Source organism: Brachymonas sp. KE5 (assembly GCF_057773645.1).
The window spans coordinates 966,621-982,591 of the sequence record NZ_CM173463.1 but is presented as its reverse complement, the minus strand read 5'-3'; the positions used below and the strand labels follow the sequence as shown (position 1 = coordinate 982,591).

18 protein-coding genes are annotated in these 15,971 nt (G+C 64.5%); 6 read left to right on the top strand and 12 right to left on the bottom strand.

All coding sequences use genetic code 11. The annotated features are described in order from the left end of the window. Positions 1–59: 59 nt before the first annotated feature. Positions 60–815, top strand: a complete 756-nt coding sequence (locus tag ACX36O_RS04690) for a HesA/MoeB/ThiF family protein (RefSeq protein ID WP_213360104.1) — start codon at positions 60–62, stop codon at positions 813–815. Positions 816–819: 4 nt separating this feature from the next. Here ACX36O_RS04690 and ACX36O_RS04685 read toward each other — a convergent pair whose 3' ends face one another. Next, entirely contained in the window at positions 820–1,380 is a 561-nt protein-coding gene (locus ACX36O_RS04685) for a thermonuclease family protein (RefSeq protein WP_488360117.1), read from the bottom strand. 167 nt (positions 1,381–1,547) lie between these two features. Between ACX36O_RS04685 and ACX36O_RS04680 the strand changes: the two genes are divergently transcribed. Then, positions 1,548–1,922 (top strand): response regulator, encoded by a 375-nt coding sequence (locus tag ACX36O_RS04680; RefSeq protein WP_488360229.1) that lies wholly within the window; start codon positions 1,548–1,550, stop codon positions 1,920–1,922. Positions 1,923–1,951: 29 nt separating this feature from the next. Here ACX36O_RS04680 and ACX36O_RS04675 read toward each other — a convergent pair whose 3' ends face one another. Beyond that, positions 1,952–2,584: a response regulator gene (locus tag ACX36O_RS04675; protein WP_371686969.1), complete on the bottom strand. Its 633-nt coding sequence runs from the start codon at positions 2,582–2,584 to the stop codon at positions 1,952–1,954. 109 nt (positions 2,585–2,693) lie between these two features. Between ACX36O_RS04675 and ACX36O_RS04670 the strand changes: the two genes are divergently transcribed. The 4 genes from ACX36O_RS04670 (at position 2,694) to ACX36O_RS04655 (ending at position 5,753) form a co-directional block, all read left to right on the top strand. Further along, complete coding sequence (locus ACX36O_RS04670) at positions 2,694–4,037, top strand: sensor histidine kinase (protein ID WP_213360099.1); 1,344 nt, start codon at positions 2,694–2,696, stop codon at positions 4,035–4,037. Positions 4,038–4,166: 129 nt separating this feature from the next. Beyond that, positions 4,167–4,535, top strand: coding sequence for a glycine zipper domain-containing protein (locus ACX36O_RS04665; protein WP_488360116.1), 369 nt, complete (start codon positions 4,167–4,169; stop codon positions 4,533–4,535). 176 nt (positions 4,536–4,711) lie between these two features. After that, positions 4,712–5,089: a hypothetical protein gene (locus ACX36O_RS04660; RefSeq protein WP_213360094.1), complete on the top strand. Its 378-nt coding sequence runs from the start codon at positions 4,712–4,714 to the stop codon at positions 5,087–5,089. Further along, entirely contained in the window at positions 5,082–5,753 is a 672-nt protein-coding gene (locus ACX36O_RS04655) for a hypothetical protein (protein WP_213360091.1), read from the top strand. Before ACX36O_RS04660 ends, ACX36O_RS04655 begins: the two co-directional genes overlap by 8 nt. 90 nt (positions 5,754–5,843) lie before the next feature. Here the strand turns inward: ACX36O_RS04655 and ACX36O_RS04650 are convergent, their stop codons facing one another. The 10 genes from ACX36O_RS04650 to ACX36O_RS04605 all read right to left on the bottom strand — a co-directional run bounded on the left by ACX36O_RS04650 (position 5,844) and on the right by ACX36O_RS04605 (position 15,910). Next, positions 5,844–6,266 (bottom strand): BLUF domain-containing protein, encoded by a 423-nt coding sequence (locus ACX36O_RS04650; RefSeq protein WP_213360088.1) that lies wholly within the window; start codon positions 6,264–6,266, stop codon positions 5,844–5,846. Positions 6,267–6,310: 44 nt separating this feature from the next. Further along, positions 6,311–7,018 carry a GTP cyclohydrolase I gene (gene folE, locus ACX36O_RS04645; protein ID WP_371686952.1) on the bottom strand — a complete coding sequence of 236 codons (708 nt, stop codon included), beginning with the start codon at positions 7,016–7,018 and terminating at the stop codon, positions 6,311–6,313. A 109-nt stretch (positions 7,019–7,127) separates the two neighbouring features. Beyond that, the gene (locus ACX36O_RS04640) at positions 7,128–7,940 is read right to left on the bottom strand and encodes an endonuclease/exonuclease/phosphatase family protein (RefSeq protein ID WP_213360084.1); all 813 of its coding nucleotides are present in this window, start codon (positions 7,938–7,940) and stop codon (positions 7,128–7,130) included. A 15-nt stretch (positions 7,941–7,955) separates the two neighbouring features. Continuing rightward, positions 7,956–9,764 carry an aspartate--tRNA ligase gene (aspS, locus tag ACX36O_RS04635; RefSeq protein ID WP_213360082.1) on the bottom strand — a complete coding sequence of 603 codons (1,809 nt, stop codon included), beginning with the start codon at positions 9,762–9,764 and terminating at the stop codon, positions 7,956–7,958. A gap of 49 nt (positions 9,765–9,813) precedes the next feature. Further along, on the bottom strand, positions 9,814–10,554 hold the full coding sequence (locus ACX36O_RS04630) for a DUF502 domain-containing protein (protein ID WP_213360079.1): 741 nt from the start codon (positions 10,552–10,554) through the stop codon (positions 9,814–9,816). A gap of 21 nt (positions 10,555–10,575) precedes the next feature. Beyond that, complete coding sequence (locus ACX36O_RS04625) at positions 10,576–10,848, bottom strand: FmdB family zinc ribbon protein (RefSeq protein ID WP_213360077.1); 273 nt, start codon at positions 10,846–10,848, stop codon at positions 10,576–10,578. Positions 10,849–11,038: 190 nt separating this feature from the next. Beyond that, a complete protein-coding gene (locus ACX36O_RS04620; protein WP_213360075.1) occupies positions 11,039–12,511 on the bottom strand; it encodes a high affinity choline transporter 1 in 1,473 nt (490 codons plus the stop codon). Positions 12,512–12,693: 182 nt separating this feature from the next. Further along, positions 12,694–14,265: a ubiquinone biosynthesis regulatory protein kinase UbiB gene (ubiB, locus tag ACX36O_RS04615; RefSeq protein WP_213360073.1), complete on the bottom strand. Its 1,572-nt coding sequence runs from the start codon at positions 14,263–14,265 to the stop codon at positions 12,694–12,696. Beyond that, positions 14,262–14,849: a hypothetical protein gene (locus tag ACX36O_RS04610; RefSeq protein ID WP_371686949.1), complete on the bottom strand. Its 588-nt coding sequence runs from the start codon at positions 14,847–14,849 to the stop codon at positions 14,262–14,264. Before ACX36O_RS04610 ends, ubiB begins: the two co-directional genes overlap by 4 nt. Before the next feature lie 59 nt (positions 14,850–14,908). Next, positions 14,909–15,910 carry a Tim44 domain-containing protein gene (locus ACX36O_RS04605; RefSeq protein WP_371686948.1) on the bottom strand — a complete coding sequence of 334 codons (1,002 nt, stop codon included), beginning with the start codon at positions 15,908–15,910 and terminating at the stop codon, positions 14,909–14,911. Positions 15,911–15,971 lie beyond the last annotated feature (61 nt).

Below are 15,971 nucleotides of genomic sequence, written 5' to 3'. Positions count from 1 at the left end.
CAACGCACCCTCCGGGGTGCGTTTCCATTTTCACCCGGTGACCCCCAGAATCCTGCCCCATGAACGACGCCCAACTGCTGCGCTATTCCCGCCACCTGCTGCTCGAGGAAATCGATGTGGAAGGCCAGGAGCGGCTGCTGGCCTCGCATGCCGTCATCATCGGTGCCGGTGGACTGGGTTCGCCGGCCGCGCTGTACCTGACCAGCGCCGGCGTGGGCCGGCTGACGCTGGTGGACAACGACACGGTCGACCTGACCAACCTGCAACGCCAGATTGCGCATACCGAAGCGCGCGTGGGCCAGGCCAAGACCGAATCCATGCGCACCGCGCTGCAGCAGATCAACAGCGAGACGCAGATCCGCACGCTGAGCCAGCGCGCCGACGCCACGCTGCTGCGTGAACTGGCCGCCGGGGCCGACGTGATGCTGGACTGTACCGACAACTTCGCCACGCGCCAGCTGGTGAACCAGGCCTGCGTGCAGGAAGCTACCGATCTGGTCTGGGGCGCGGCCATCCGCTTCGATGCGCAGATCGGCGTATACCGCGCCAGCGATCCGCTCAGCCCCTGCTATGCCTGCACCTTCGACCCGCGCCACGTGCCCGAGGAAGAGCGCTGCGCCACCATGGGCGTGTTCGCACCGATTACCGGCATCGTCGGGTCGATCCAGGCGGCAGAGGCAATCAAGCTGCTGTGCGAATTGCCGAGTGAGTTGCACCATGCCATGCTGCTGATCAACGCCCGCCGCATGGCCTTCAGCAGCATCGGGCTGCAGCGCCAAGCGGCGTGCCCGGTGTGCGGCAAGGCCCACGCCTGAGGGCTCAGCGACGGGGCATGGGCGCCTGCCTTGGCGTGACGAAGCACGGGCCATGCTCGGCCCGGAAATCGCGCGGATAGCGCGCCTGCGGATCGGCAAACAGGCCCAGCCTCTCCTTCTGCGCGGCACGCTCCTCGGCCGCATAGGCCCCGCGCGTCCAGCGCGTGCGATAAGACCAGGCCTGCCCTTCGCGCACCATTACGGCCGCAATGTCCTGCCCGTCAGGAGCGTGTACCTGCGCGAGCTGGCGCCGGTAGCGGTCCTGCCCCTGCGCCCGCACGCGCACCGTGGCATGCAGCACCCAGCGTTCCAGAAAGCGTTGCGATTTCGCACCATGCGCCTGGCAGATTTCCGGCGCATCGATGCCCTCGATGCGCAGCTTGATGCGGCGCACTGCAGGCGGCGGCACCGCACCGTCCTGCGACGCGGCGGGGATAGCCAGCGGCAACACCCAGAGCGTATCCCCGTCTACCACACGCAACACCGTGGCATCGAAGGGCTCCGCAGCCTGCGCAGCCCCTTGCACCAGCAGCGCCAGGCAGGCATGACGCCAGCCTTTGCGCACAATCTCGAAAATCGAACTGTTGTGCTGTAATCCTTCTCCGACAGCCCGCGTTGCATCCTGATGGCATACTTGAAAAAAGGCGCGGGATATCCTGTGCATCATTGTTCAATTTCCGGGCTCGCTGCTCAACAGGCAGGCGTTCCCCTTTCATAGTGAGCCAACCGCAAGTGGGCCTGAAGGTTTACATCGTAGAAGACAACCCGGTCATCCGTGAGAATCTGGTGGATACGCTCCAGGAACTCGCCGATGCCGAAACCGTGGGTGTCGCCGCCACCGAGAAGGAAGGAGTCAACTGGCTGACTTCGCATCTTCCCGAGTGGGACTTGGCCATCGTCGACCTGTTCCTGCAGCAGGGAACCGGGCTGGGTGTGCTCGAGGCCTGCAAGGACCGGCCCGAGGACAAGAAGGTGGTTGTGTTCAGCAACTACGCCACCAACGACGTACGCGACCGCTGCGTACAGATGGGTGTCGACAAGTTCTTCGACAAATCCCGCGAGATCGATGCCCTGATCGATTACTGCATCGAGATTTCCGAGCAGTAGTCAACCAGGGCCGGCATACAGCAGGCTGATCAGTCGATCAGCTTGTTTTTCAGTGCGTAATAGGTCAGGTCGCTGTTGGTATGGAGGTTCATCTTCTCCATCAGGCGGGTACGGTAGGTGCTCACCGTTTTCACGCTCAGTGACAGCTCGTCGGCGATATCGCTGGCGGTCTCGCCCTTGGCGAGTTTGAGGAAGACCTGGAATTCGCGTTCGGACAGCTGCTCGTGCGGCAGCAGGTCATCGCCCTTGCCCAGTTGCTGGGCCAGCAGCTCGGCCACGCTGGCGCTGATGTAGCGCTTGCCCATGGCAATCGTGCGGATCGCCTTGACGATCTCCTCAGGATCGCATTCCTTGTTCAGGAAGCCGCTGGCCCCCTGGCGGATCAGGTTGGTGGCGTAATGCTCCTCGGGATAGCCGCTCAGGATCAGCACGCCCACGTCCGGCGCCTTGGCGCGGATCATGCCCAGCGCGTCCATGCCGCTTTGGCCGGGCATGGACAGGTCCATCACCAGCACATCCATGGGCTCGTTGCGCACCAGATCGATGGCCTCGCGCCCGCTGGCGGCTTCCCCGATCACCCGGAGATCCACCTGTTCCGCAAAAAACTGTTTCAGACCCGCACGGACAATGGCGTGGTCGTCTACGATACCTACCTTGATCATCAAGCCCTCCAGCGTGGTGATGACGGGTGCAACCGGAGATGGTGCACCCATGAACCAGCCGCCCATGTTAACTGTAGAGACCTTCACCAAGGGGTTCATGCACCCCTTTATGCGAAAAATTCTTACAGCACTGGTCTTCCTGACCTGTGCTGCGCTGCTGGTGATCAATGAAATCAACTTCCGTGCCACCAGCCTCGCCTTCGATGATGCGGCCGCCGCACGACGCGCCAATCTGCAGCTGCAATCGCTGATGCTGGCCGTTTCGGACGCGGAAAGCACCCAGCGCAGCTACCTGCTCACGGGCGACGAACGCTACCAGGCCGATTTCATCCAGCACATGAGCGACATCGACACGCAGGCCGGCCAGCTGGCGGCGAGCGCGCAGGTAGGCGTGCGCGACAGCGTCAATGCCCTGCTCGGACAGGTGCGCGAGAAGCAGAAGGTGATGAACGAGACGGTGCAGCTGCAGATGGCCGGCAACGTCGCGGGATGGCGCCGCATCGTCGACAGCGGCGTGGGCCGCGAGCTGATGCGCAAGATCCAGGCGCAGGGCGCACATGTGATTGCCTTCAACAACCTGCGTCTCAAGCGTTTCGACGTGCAGGCCCGGCAATCGCTGCACATGGCCCGGCTGGCCATGGCCGGCATGCTGCTGTTCGCGGTCGGCATGATCATCCTGATCTGGCGCCAGACCGTCACCAAGGAGCGGCGCGAGGCGCGCGTGCAACAATTGCTGGAGGCCGAGCGCACCCAGCTCGAAAAGACCGTCGAACAGCGCACGCACAGCCTGCGCCGGCTGGCCGCCCACCTGCAGCTGGTGCGCGAGGACGAACGCGGCCGCCTGGCACGCGAACTGCACGACGAACTGGGCGCCCTGCTCACCACGGCCAAGCTGGACGTGGCCCGCATGCGCACCAAACTGGATCGGAACAGCGAGGGAGCGCAGGACATGCTGGAACGCCTGGCCCACCTGGCGCAGATCCTCAACAACGGCGTGGCCCTCAAGCGCCGCATCGTGGAAGACCTGACGCCCAGCGCGCTGGGCAATCTCGGCCTGGTGCCGGCGCTGGAAAACCTCACGCGCGACTACGCCAGCAGCGCCGGCATCGCCGTCATCACGCGGCTGGAGCCGGTGCAGCTGGGCAAGGACAAGGCGCTCACGGTGTACCGCCTGGTGCAGGAGGCCCTGACCAACTGCAGCAAGTACGCCAGGGCCAGCCAGATCAGCGTGGAATTGTGGACCGTGGACGATCAGGCCCATGTGCGGGTGCGTGACGATGGCTGCGGCTTCGACACCAGCCAGCTGGCCACCGGCTCGCACGGTCTGGCCGGCATGCAATACCGGGTGGAAACCCAGCAGGGCTGCATCCGCATCGATTCGGCACCGGGGCGTGGCACCACCATCGCCGCGCAACTGCCGCAGGATCCCGTGCCGGAAAATGGCACCGTGTAGGGCGATTCCTACAGTCTGTCGTCCGCCGCATACAAATCGTTTGGTGCCGCGACTACCCTTGTAATCCTGCAGGCGGTTACCATATGAGTGTCGTCCCCACTATTCTTTCCAAAGGAGATACTCATGGACATGAACAACGTGCAAAATACCACTGACAAGGTCATCAACGAAGCTGCTGCCACCACCCATGAAGTGGCCGACAAGACCTTGAGTGCTGCCGGCGCCGCCATGGAAAATGCCAGCGACCGCCTGGGCGCTGCACGTGCCCGTGCCACCGAGGCCATCGACCATCTGGCCGAGCGCGCACAGCAATATGCCCGTGTCGGTATCGACAAGGCCTCCGACGCCCGCGACTACGCCAAGCGCAGCCTGCAGAACGCCGGTGACGCCACCAGCAGCTACGTCGAAGACCAGCCGCTGAAATCGATCGCCATCGCCGCCGGCGTGGGCGCAGCCACTGCTGCCCTGCTGATGATGCTGCGCGGCCGCGATCGCTGAGCCTGAGCCCGCCGGAGAGGCAGGCTCGGGACGGCCTCCAGGGAGGCAACTGATCAGCTGGCCCTGCCTTTTTCCGATGCGATCGCCGCAGTCGTGAGCCGCACCCCGGTGCGTGCCCGCTGCGGCTTTTTCATACCGTCCCCGCGGGCGGTCCTCTTTTCGATACAGGCGATCCCATGCTCCACCCCCTTCTCAAGGTCATGATCAAGAAGCCCGATCTGATCGTGACCCATATCGGCAACTACCTCGACCTGTTCCGCGAGGAGTCGATGGACGTTGCCGGCAATGCCGTACGTCGTCTGGTAGCCTGGGTGGTCGTCGCCATCACGCTTTCGCTGTTCCTGGTCTTTGCGGGCGTAGCCCTGATGCTCGGCCTGCTGCAGAACCAGTTCCACTGGGCGCTGGTCGCCGTGCCGGCCGTGCCGCTGCTGCTGGCACTGTTCGCCTTCGGCATGACGCGCAAGCCGGTGCTGAGCGCCGAAGTCGGCGAAGTCAAGCGCCAGTTCATGGCCGACATCGAAGCCTTCCATGTTGCTGGAGAGAAAGATGCCTGAGAACAATCCCGGCACCACAGAAACCCTCACCCCCTCGCAGCGCTTGGAACAGTCCCGGCGCGCTCTGCTGGAAATGATGCGCCCCGGCGCCACGGCCAGCCTCAAGGCAGCCCGGCAGGCTGCAGAGGGCGCCACCGTGCAGGCGCAGATGCCGGACGCTCCCAGTCCGGTCGTGGCCCAGGCCCCTTCCTTCGTGACTGCGGCAGCCACCGGGCCGGTACCACCGACGACGGCCGATGTCGAGGCGGCTGCCGCCTCCGACGCACTGGCACGTGAACTGCCGCCGCGCACCCCGCGGGTCGCCCGCCGCCCGGCACGTGCCTGGTCGCTATCCGGCCTGGTCGACAGCGACACCGGCCGCGCCCTCTCCACCGGCGCATTGGCCGCCCAGCGCCTGCTCAATGCCTGGTGGCGCCGCCATCCCATGCACATGGCCATCGAAATCGGCGAGCCACTGGTGCAGAAGTATGCGCGCCGCCATCCCTACCGCCTGCTGGCCATCGCGGCTGCGCTCGGTGCTGCCGTGGTGGTGCTCAAGCCCTGGCGCTGGAACGGCACGCGCCGCTGGGCTCGCAACAGCTTCAACCGCGAACTGCAGGGCATGAATTTCTCGCGCCTGTCGCAGATGGTGGTGGACAGCCTGCTGCACAACGGCAAGCGCTGAACTGAACGCTCTTGCGGCACCAGGCAAAACAGGCAGCTTCGGCTGCCTGTTTGTCATTGGAGAGCAGAAAGGGCCTGAGGCCCCGGCCGCTCAGGCGCGGCCGATGATGTTGGCCGTCGCTACCAGTTCCTGCAGCATCGCCAGCGCCATCTTGCCGGAGTTGGCATAGGGATTGAAATCCGCATGCTCGGAATACTTCAGCACGGTGGAGGTATTGAGGCGGGAGATGTCCACGCGCCCCATGGTCCAGCCGCTGTAGCTGCGCTCGCTGATTTCCTCGTAGTGCAGCAGCTCCACGTCGCTATGGTGCGGATCACGCAGGATGGTGGCGTACAGGCGGTTCACCTCGGTGCGGCTGCCTTCGAGCACCTGCATGAAGATGTTGCTGCTGTAGCACAGCGCACCGGTGATGCCGTGCTCGGCGTTGTAGTTGCGCGCGTGCTGCAGGATGTTGTCCAGGTCGTTCAGGGCGGCATCGGCGGCACGGCTCACGTATAACAGTCTGACCAGCATAAAAACTCCGTTGAATTAGGGGCGACAGCGGCGATCCCGGCCGCTCAGTTCTTGCGCGGAATCAGCGAGAGGAATTCGCGCCGCAGGTTGGGATCCTTGAGGAACACACCGCGCATGACCGAGTTGATCATCTTGCTGTCCATGTCCTTCACGCCGCGCCAGGCCATGCAGTAGTGCGTGGCCTCCATCACGATGGCCAGGCCATCGGGGTGCGTCTTGTCCTGGATCAGATCGGCCAGCTGCACCACGGCCTCTTCCTGGATCTGCGGGCGGTTCATCACCCACTCGGCCAGGCGCGCGTACTTGGACAGGCCGATCACGTTGGTGTGTTCGTTCGGCATTATGCCGATCCAGACCTTGCCGATCACCGGCACCAGATGGTGCGAGCAGGCGCTGCGCACGGTGATGGGGCCGACGATCATCAGCTCGTTCAGGCGCTCGGCATTGGGAAATTCGGTCAGCACCGGCTGCGGCACGTAACGGCCGCCAAATACCTCCTTCAGGTACATCTTGGCCACGCGGCGCGCGGTAGTGTCGGTGTTATGGTCGTTCTCGGTGTCGATCACCATGCTGTCGAGCACGCCCTGCAGCTTTTCCTCGACTTCGTCGAGCAACTGCTCAAGCTCTCCGGGCTGGAGAAACTCGGAGATGTTGTCATTGGCATGGAAGCGCTTGCGCGCGGCCAGGATGCGCTCGCGGATCTTGACCGATACCGGCGTGCCTTCGCCTTCGGCGGGAGAGGAGGATGTCATGAGGGTCTGGATGAATTCGGACTGCTGAAGCTGTAGAAGCATACCATCTGTAACCCGTGTCACCGCGAGGGATGACAATCAGCCCTGCTAGGATTGGGGCTGCCCGTGCTCAGCGGTCGAGTTCGAACTCGGCCACCAGCGGCAGGTGGTCGGACAGACGCGACCAGGAGCGGATGCCGGTGCTGCGCACCACCGAATCGAGCTGGGGCACGAACTGGCGCACACGGTGCAGGCCGCGCGAATAGACATGGTCCAGCTGTGCCAGCGGCAGGCGTGCCGGATAGGTGAAATGGGCGGCCGACTGGCATTCGCTGTGCAGGCCGCATTCGGCCATGATGGGCACCAGCTGCTTGCCCCAGTCGTTGAAGTCGCCCGCCACCACCAGCGGCTCGTTCCAGCCGATTTCGCGGTCGATGAATTCCTGCAACTGGCGAATCTGCCGCACGCGGCTCGCGGCGATCAGGCCCAGGTGCACCACGATCACATGCACCGGCTTGCCCTGCAGGTTGACCTCGCCATGCAGCAGGCCGCGCTGCTCGAAGCGGTGGTCCGACATGTCCTCATGCTTGTGCCGCACCACCTCGAAGCGGCTGAGCAGGGCATTGCCGTGCTCGCCGTGCTTGGTGATGGCGTTGGTCATGTACAGGGCGTGGTAGCCCTGCGGCTTGAGGAAGTCGGCCTGCCCCAGCTGCGGCCAGTTGGCGAAGCGGCGCTCGCCCTGGCGGTTCATCTTGCGCACTTCCTGCAGGCAGACGATGTCGGCATCGAGCTGCTGGATGGCCTGCTGCAGGTTATGGATTTCCAGCCGCTTGGCCGGGCCCATGCCCTGCACGCCCTTGTGGATGTTGTAGGTCGCCACCCGCAGCGTGCGCTGCGGCTCGTCGGTCGGCAGAATGCGCTCGGGAACCTGCGGGGGCGACATGCTTCAGGGCTCCGGTCAGGCGCTCTTGGCTTCGGCTGCAGCCGGGTTGCGCAGGCGGATGTGCAGTTCGCGCAGCTGCTTCTCGTCGACCATGCTCGGGGCCTGCGTCAGCAGGCACTGGGCACGCTGGGTCTTGGGGAAGGCAATCACGTCGCGGATGGATTCGGCGCGCGTCATCAGCGTGATCAGGCGGTCCAGACCGAAGGCCAGGCCACCGTGCGGGGGCGCGCCGTACTGCAGCGCATCCAGCAGGAAGCCGAACTTGACCTGGGCATCTTCCGGCGTGATCTTCAGTGCGCTGAACACCTTGCTCTGCACTTCGGCGCGGTGGATACGGACGGAGCCACCACCCAGTTCCCAGCCGTTCAGCACCATGTCGTAGGCCTTGGCCACGCACTTGGACGGGTCGCTGTCCATGTAGTCCTCGTGACCGTCCTTGGGCGAGGTGAAGGGGTGGTGCATGGCGTTCCAGCGGTCGTCTTCCTCGTCGTATTCGAACATCGGGAAATCGACCACCCACAGCGGCGCCCAGCGGTCCTCGAACAGGCCGTTCCTCTTGCCAAACTCGCTGTGACCCACCTTCAGGCGCAGTGCGCCGATGGCGTCGTTGACGATCTTGGCCTTGTCGGCGCCGAAGAAGATCAGGTCGCCGTCCTGGGCGCCGGTGCGCTCAAGAATCACGTTCAGGGCGGCATCGTGCAGGTTCTTGACGATCGGGCTCTGCAGGCCTTCGCGGCCCTTGGCCTTCTCGTTGACCTTGATCCAGGCCAGGCCCTTGGCGCCGTAGATCTTGACGAACTCGGTGTAGCCGTCGATCTCGCCGCGGCTCATCTGGCCGCCCTGCGGCACGCGCAGCGCCACTACGCGGCCACCCGGGGTGGTTGCCGGCGTGGAGAACACCTTGAAGTCCACATCCTTCATTACGTCGGTCAATTCGGTGAACTGCAGCTTCACGCGCAGGTCGGGCTTGTCGGAACCGTACAGGTGCATGGCGTCGGCATACTGCATGACCGGGAACTCGCCCAGATCCACATCCATGGTGTTGCGGAACACCTGCTTGATCATGTCCTGGAACAGTGCGCGGATCTCGTCTTCGCCCAGGAAGGAAGTCTCGATGTCGATCTGCGTGAATTCGGGCTGACGGTCGGCGCGCAGGTCTTCGTCGCGGAAGCACTTGGTGATCTGGTAATAGCGGTCGTAGCCGGCCACCATCAGCAGCTGCTTGAACAGCTGGGGCGACTGCGGCAGCGCGAAGAAGTGGCCATCGTGCACGCGGCTGGGCACCAGGTAGTCGCGCGCGCCTTCGGGCGTGCTCTTGGTCAGCATCGGCGTTTCGATGTCGATGAAGCCGTTGGCGTCGAGGAACTTGCGCACTTCCATCGCCACCTTGTAGCGCAGCATCAGATTGCGCTGCATGTAGGGGCGGCGCAGGTCCAGCACGCGATGCGTCAGACGGGTGGTTTCGCTCAGGTTGTCGTCATCGAGCTGGAACGGGGGCGTGACGGAGGCGTTCAGCACGTTCAGTTCGTGGCAGAGCACCTCGATCTTGCCGGTGGTGATATTGTCGTTGGTGGTGCCTTCGGGGCGTGCGCGCACCAGGCCCTTGACCTGCACGCAGAACTCGTTGCGCAGGTCTTCGGCCACCTTGAACATCTCGGGGCGGTCCGGATCGCAGACCACCTGCACATAGCCTTCGCGGTCGCGCAGGTCGACGAAGATCACGCCACCGTGGTCGCGACGGCGGTTGACCCAGCCGCACAGGGTTACAGTCTGGCCCAGCAGGGCTTCGGTCACCTGACCGCAATAGATCGAACGCATTGCCATTTTTTCTCAGTCTTTCTGGTCCCGCAGACGGCGCGGGACATGCTTGATGTTAATCGGTCTTTTCAGGGCTTGCGGGCGGCGCCGGGGGAGCGGGCGCAGCGGGGGGTGCAGCAACCGGCAAAGGCTTGCCTGCAATCCCGCCCTTGCGCGACAGACCGCCCACGTGCTCGGGCGGCACCACCACACCCATGGAAATGATGTATTTGAGCGCCTCGTCCACCGTCATGTCGAGCTCGATCACGTCTTCGCGCGCCATCATCAGGAAGAAGCCCGAGGTGGGGTTGGGCGTGGTCGGCACATAGACGCTGACGTGCGCGCCGGGCAGGTGGTGCGCCACCTCGCCGCCGGGATGGCCGGTGAGGAAGGCCACAGTCCATGATCCATGGCGCGGATACTGCACCAGCAGCGCCTTGGAGAAGGCCTTGCCGCTGCCGGAGAACAGCGTGTCGGACACCTGCTTGACGCTGCTGTAAATGGAGCGCACCACCGGAATGCGCGCCATCAGCGCGTCCCACTGGCGGATCCACCACTGGCCGACGATGTTGGCCGCCAGCGTGCCGGTGAGCAGAATGAGCAGACCCAGCGCGAGCACACCGATGCCGGGAATCTTCATCACGGCCTGCGCCATGCCGGTCAGGCCGGGCACCACGGCCTCGATGGTGGCCAGGATGCTGACGAAGATACCGTCCAGCATGCCGAGCAGCCACATGAGCACCCAGACGGTGATCACCAGCGGCAGCCATACCAGCAGGCCGGCGATGAAATATTGTTGGAGCTTGCTCTTAAACATGCTGGGTGCGGAAAAAGGGAATCAGTCCTTGGCGGTGGATGCCGGGCAGGACGCGCAGGCGCTGCTTTCGGCTGCAGGCTGGCTGGGAGCTGCAGCGCTGGTGCCGCCCTGGCCGCCACGGAAATCGGTTGCATACCAGCCGGAACCCTTGAGCTGGAAGCCGGCCGCAGTTACCTGCTTGCGAAAGCTGTCGGCGCCGCAGGAGGGGCAAATGCTCAGGAGAGGGTCATTGATTTTCTGCAGGACATCGGCGCTGTGGCCGCAGGCTTCACAACGGTAGGCGTAAATCGGCATGGCTCTTCAGGAAGGGAACAGACAGGGACACCTGCCGGAACTGGCAGGGCAACTTGTGATTATAAAGTCCGGCCATGACTTGCGCTTGAAGATGACTCGGGCTGGCACCCCTGAAGCAGCGTACGCACCACATGGGCCGATCAGGGCAAGGTCCGGAACGCCCCATGCGCTTGAACGCATGGGCACCCCATCAGGCGATCAGGCGCCCTTCCACTTCGGGCGAGCCCTCGAAGTGCGGCACGCGGCCACGGTCCTGGTCAATCCACTGCGGCAGCAGCGAGCCGGCCACCATGCCCACGCCCGAGGCGATCACGCCGGCCAGCTGCTGCGGGAAGGCCTCGCCCCAGCCCCGCACGAAGATGAACAGCAGCCACACGCCCACGCCCAGCACCACCGAAAAGATGCCGCCCTGGGTGGAGGCACGCTTCCAGTACAGGCCGGCCACCAGCGGAACGAAGGCGCCGACCAGCGGCACCTGGTAGGCACCGGACACCATCTCGTAGATCGAGGTGCCTTCCATCAGGATGGCGTACACCAGCACGATGCCGGCAAACACCAGCACGGAGATGCGCATGGCAAACAGCGTGGCCTTGTCGCCCATGTTGCGCACGAAGTGACGCAGGATGTTTTCGACGAAGGTCGTGGTGGGCGCCAGCAGCGTGGCCGAGGCGCAGGACTTGATGGCAGAGAGCAAGGCACCGAAGAACACCACCTGCATGATGAAGGGCATTTTCTGCATCACCAGCGTGGGCAGCACCTTCTGCGGATCGTCGGCGATCAGCGCGCTGGTCTGCTCGGGCATCACGATCAGCGCCGTGGCCACCAGGAAGATCGGCACCGCGGCAAACAGGATGTACATGCTGCCGCCAATCACCGGCCCCCAGGTGGCGGCACGCACGTCCTTGGCCGACATCACGCGCTGGAACACGTCCTGCTGCGGGATGGAGCCCAACATCATGGTGATGGCCGCGGCAAAGAAGAAGATGATGTCGTGCCACTTCGGCTCGGGCCAGAAGCGGAACAGGTCCTTGCTGGTGGCCAGATCCAGCACCGGCTGCACGCCGCCGGCCATGTCGCTGGCGTAATAAGCCAGCAGCAACAGGCCCACGATCAGCACAATCATCTGGATGAAATCCGTCACCGCCACCGACCACATGCCGCCAATGAGGGTGTAGATCAGGATGGACAGCATGCCCAGCACCATGCCCATCTGCACCGACACCGAGCCTTCGCTCAGCAGGTTGAACACCACGCCCAGTGCCGCCACCTGAGCCGACACCCAGCCCAGATAGCTGATCATGATGATGATGGAGCAGAAAACCTCGACGAAGGTGCCGTAGCGCACGCGGTAGTAGTCGCTGATGGTCAGCAGATCCATCTTGTAGAGCCGGCCCGCGATGAACAGGCCGACCAGGATCAGGCAGGTGCCAGCGCCGAAGGGATCCTCGACGATGCCGCCCAGGCCATCCTGCATGAACTTGGCCGGAATGCCCAGCACCAACTCGGATCCGAACCAGGTGGCAAAGGTCAGCGTGATGATCATCGCCAGCGGCAGGTGGCGGCCGGCCACGGCGAAGTCGGCCGTGTTCTTCACACGGCGCGCCGCATACAGGCCGATGCCGATGGTGATCAGCAGGTAAACGAGGACCAGGGTAATCAGCACAGGGGGTGTCTCCGCGAGGCTTCAGACGTTGCAGCGTGCAACAAAATCAGCGCATTATCGCGGCAAAGTGGCTCTGTGCGGGCGTGCTAGCGTAGCAGTCTGCCCTGCCCCGCCTTGCACTTTTGGATATGCGGCACATTTGCCACACTGCTGGGCCCCCGCAGGCACGGCTGAGCGCCCGATCAGCCCAGTTGTACGCGGATGAACACCTGCATGGCCAGCATGCCCAGCGCAAAGCCAACGGCGCCGTACACCAACCCCTGCAGCAGGCGGTTGGTACGCTTCTGCTCGGCCAGCAGGGCCAGCAGCTCGCGGTTCTGCACCGGCTGGCTTTCGGCGCCCTGCTTCAGGTAGCCGTGCAGCAGGCGCGGCAGGTGCGGCAGCATGCGCGCCAGATGCGGCACCTCGTTCTTCAGCTCGGTCAGGAAGCGCTTGGGGCCCAGCTCGTCCAGCATCCACTTCTCGAGGAAGGGCTTGGCGGTGCTCCACAGATCCAGATCGGGGTCGAGTTCGCGGCCTAGGCCCTCGATGTTGAGCAGCGTCTTCTGCAGCAGGGTGAGCTGCGGCTGGATCTCGACGTTGAAGCGGCGCGAGGTCTGGAACAGGCGCATCAGCACGATGCCGAGCGACAGCTCCTTGAGCGGACGGTCGAAATACGGTTCGCACACGCCGCGCACCGCAGCCTCCAGCTCGTCCACGCGGGTGGTGGCAGGCACCCAGCCACTCTCGATGTGCAGCTCGGCCACGCGCTTGTAGTCGCGGCGGAAGAAGGCGATGAAGTTCTGCGCCAGGTATTCCTTGTCGTTCTCGGTCAGCGTGCCGACGATGCCGAAATCGAGCAGGATGAACTGGCCGAAGCTGCCCGGCTCCACACTCACCTGCAGGTTGCCCGGATGCATGTCGGCATGGAAGTAGCCGTCGCGGAAGACCTGCGTGAAGAAGATGTTGACGCCGTCGCGGGCCAGTTTCTTGATGTCCACGCCCAGGGCGCGCAAACGGTCCACCTGACTGATCGGAATGCCGTTCATGCGCTCCATCACCAGCACGTCCTGCGAGACCAGGTCCCAGTACATCTCGGGAATGCGCACCAGATCCAGGCCTTCCATGTTGCGGCGCAGCTGCGCGGCGTTGGAGGCCTCGCGCACCAGATCCAGCTCGTCGTGCAGGTACTTGTCGAACTCGGCCACCACTTCGCGCGGCTTGAGGCGGCGTCCGTCCTCGCTCAGGCGCTCGACCCAGCCGGCCATCATGCGCATCAGGCTCAGATCGCTTTCGATCACGCCCAGCATGCCGGGACGGAGCACCTTGACCGCGACGTCCTTCTCGACGCCCTGGCGCGTGCGCACCTTGGCAAAGTGCACCTGCGCGATGGAGGCGCTGGCCACGGGCACGCGGTCGAACTCGGTGAACAGCGTGTCGATCGGCTTGCGGAAGGCGCGCTCGATGGTCCCTACCGACACCTCTGCCGGGAACGGAGGCACGCGGTCCTGCAGTTGCGACAGCTCGACCGCCACATCGGGCGGCAGCAGGTCACGCCGGGTGGAGAGCACCTGGCCGAACTTGATGAAGATGGGGCCCAGGCTTTCGAGCGCCATGCGCAGGCGCGCGCCGCGCGGCGTGTTGTAGCGGCGGCCCAGCGTGAGCACGCGCGAAAGCAGGCGCAGACCGCCGTGCGGGGCGGAAGACAGCAGCAGATCGTCCAGTCCGTAGCGGAAGAACACCCAGACGATGTACGCACCACGGAAAAATTTCATGAACTGTGGCTTTCGCGTTTCTGTTCGTCCGCGGTCTTGCTACCAGGCATGGCCGGGGCCACCTTGTTGACCACGCTGCGGGCCGCATCGGCAATGCCGCGCACGCCGCGGGCGATGGTGTGGGCCGGCACATCGCCGATCACACGCGCCAGGTCTTCTTCCACATCCCAGCGCAGGTGGTCGGCCATCCAGTTGATTTCGGCAGCGAACTGCACATCGCCCTCGATGCGCACGGTGGGCTTGTCACCCTTCATGGCCGATTGCGCCATGGCCCAGGGAGACTGCTCCTCGACGGTGATGGTCAGATCCGGCACATGCCCGGCTTCCGCCAGATCGAACAGGCCTGCGGGAGTGACCTGCAGACGCATCTCGAAATGGCGCCAGCGCGCCAGCACCACCCGCTCCTTCTGACGGGCCAGGCGGTTCTGCGCCTCGGGCTCCTGCATCACCACATGGTTGAGCAGCAGCACCATGCGACGCTGCCCTTCGTGCATCAGCCATTGCGGCGGAGCCAGCTTGCCCAGCAGGCCGGAAGCGGAATCGGCCAGACGGCCCAGAAAAGAAAAGGGAGACTGTGTATCCATAGTCTCCCATTCTCCCCGATTTTCAGGCGCGCACCGCAAGATGCGCGTTGCAATTCGTATTAGTGCGAGGCCTGCACTCCGGCCACCTGCATGGCCTGCACGCCTGCCACCAGCCAGCCGGCCCCGCCACTCTTGGCCTTGCTCATGTTCCACACTTCGTGGAACGGGCTGGCCCCGGCGGATTCGTCCTCCTTGACCAGGCCGGAGAACTCGACGCTGGCCAGGTAGTCGGTCGGCGTTTCCTCGATGCCGAGCAGTTGCGCTTCGAGCATCTGCACCTCGGTCTTGTTCGGCTTGCCGGCCGCTTCGGCCTCGCGCTCGGCCAACTGCTGACGGATCTCGCCCAGCATTTCGTCGGTCATCATGGCGCGCAGGCTGCTGACGTCGCCGCGATCCCATGCGTCTTGCAGGGTGACGAAGTTGCGCTTGGCAGCGTCCAGGAAGCCCTGCACGTCGAAACCGGCCGGAATGCCCCAGTTCTGCGAGCCGGCCAGGCCGGAGCCGATCATGCTGCCACCGGCAGCCTGCTCGGCCTGAAAGGCTACGCCCTGGCTGCCCTGGCTTTCCCAGGGGCGTGCGGATGCGTCATTGCCCACATTCTTGGGGTTGTAGCCCTGCGGGGCTGCTGCACCACCCTGGTAGGCGGGCACCGGGCCGCGCGCTGCAGGAGCGGACGAGGAGCGGCGGAACATGCGGAACAGCATCAGGCCGCCCATCACGAGCAGCAGGATCATGAGCATGTTGGCAAAGCCTTCGCCAAAGCCCAGCGCGTTGGCCAGCCAGGCGAGGCCCAGGCCGGCGGCCAGACCACCCAGAATGCCGCCCCAGGGCTTGCGCTGCGGCGTGGTCTGTGCCGGAGCCGTCTGGTTGGCCGTGCGGCCGGGCTGCGTCTGCTGCATGCCGGCGCCGGGCTGGCCGGGCGCGGTCGGGGTGGATTGCTGCTGCGTCACATTGGACGATTGGCGGCCGAACGACTTGCCGCCGCCCATGCGCTTGGCTTCGGCATGCAGGCTGGTGACGGACAGGACGACTGCCAACAGGACTGGCATGAGTCTTCGCATGGAATGGCTCCTTTGAGTGGGGTTTGAAAAACTGCTTTGCCCCACGTGGGGACGCATGCAC

Bases quoted from the DNA above. Each gene is read 5' to 3' on its own strand.
- ACX36O_RS04650 (WP_213360088.1), bottom strand. From the start codon at position 6,266: ATGCTGGTCAGACTGTTATACGTGAGCCGTGCCGCCGATGCCGCCCTG.
- ACX36O_RS04630 (WP_213360079.1), bottom strand. From the start codon at position 10,554: ATGTTTAAGAGCAAGCTCCAACAATATTTCATCGCCGGCCTGCTGGTA.
- ACX36O_RS04605 (WP_371686948.1), bottom strand. From the start codon at position 15,910: ATGCGAAGACTCATGCCAGTCCTGTTGGCAGTCGTCCTGTCCGTCACC.
- aspS (WP_213360082.1), bottom strand. From the start codon at position 9,764: ATGGCAATGCGTTCGATCTATTGCGGTCAGGTGACCGAAGCCCTGCTG.
- ACX36O_RS04670 (WP_213360099.1), top strand. From the start codon at position 2,694: ATGCGAAAAATTCTTACAGCACTGGTCTTCCTGACCTGTGCTGCGCTG.
- ACX36O_RS04675 (WP_371686969.1), bottom strand. From the start codon at position 2,584: ATGATCAAGGTAGGTATCGTAGACGACCACGCCATTGTCCGTGCGGGT.
- ACX36O_RS04665 (WP_488360116.1), top strand. From the start codon at position 4,167: ATGAACAACGTGCAAAATACCACTGACAAGGTCATCAACGAAGCTGCT.
- ACX36O_RS04660 (WP_213360094.1), top strand. From the start codon at position 4,712: ATGCTCCACCCCCTTCTCAAGGTCATGATCAAGAAGCCCGATCTGATC.
- ACX36O_RS04625 (WP_213360077.1), bottom strand. From the start codon at position 10,848: ATGCCGATTTACGCCTACCGTTGTGAAGCCTGCGGCCACAGCGCCGAT.
- ACX36O_RS04655 (WP_213360091.1), top strand. From the start codon at position 5,082: ATGCCTGAGAACAATCCCGGCACCACAGAAACCCTCACCCCCTCGCAG.
- ubiB (WP_213360073.1), bottom strand. From the start codon at position 14,265: ATGAAATTTTTCCGTGGTGCGTACATCGTCTGGGTGTTCTTCCGCTAC.
- folE (WP_371686952.1), bottom strand. From the start codon at position 7,018: ATGACATCCTCCTCTCCCGCCGAAGGCGAAGGCACGCCGGTATCGGTC.
- ACX36O_RS04690 (WP_213360104.1), top strand. From the start codon at position 60: ATGAACGACGCCCAACTGCTGCGCTATTCCCGCCACCTGCTGCTCGAG.
- ACX36O_RS04640 (WP_213360084.1), bottom strand. From the start codon at position 7,940: ATGTCGCCCCCGCAGGTTCCCGAGCGCATTCTGCCGACCGACGAGCCG.
- ACX36O_RS04610 (WP_371686949.1), bottom strand. From the start codon at position 14,849: ATGGATACACAGTCTCCCTTTTCTTTTCTGGGCCGTCTGGCCGATTCC.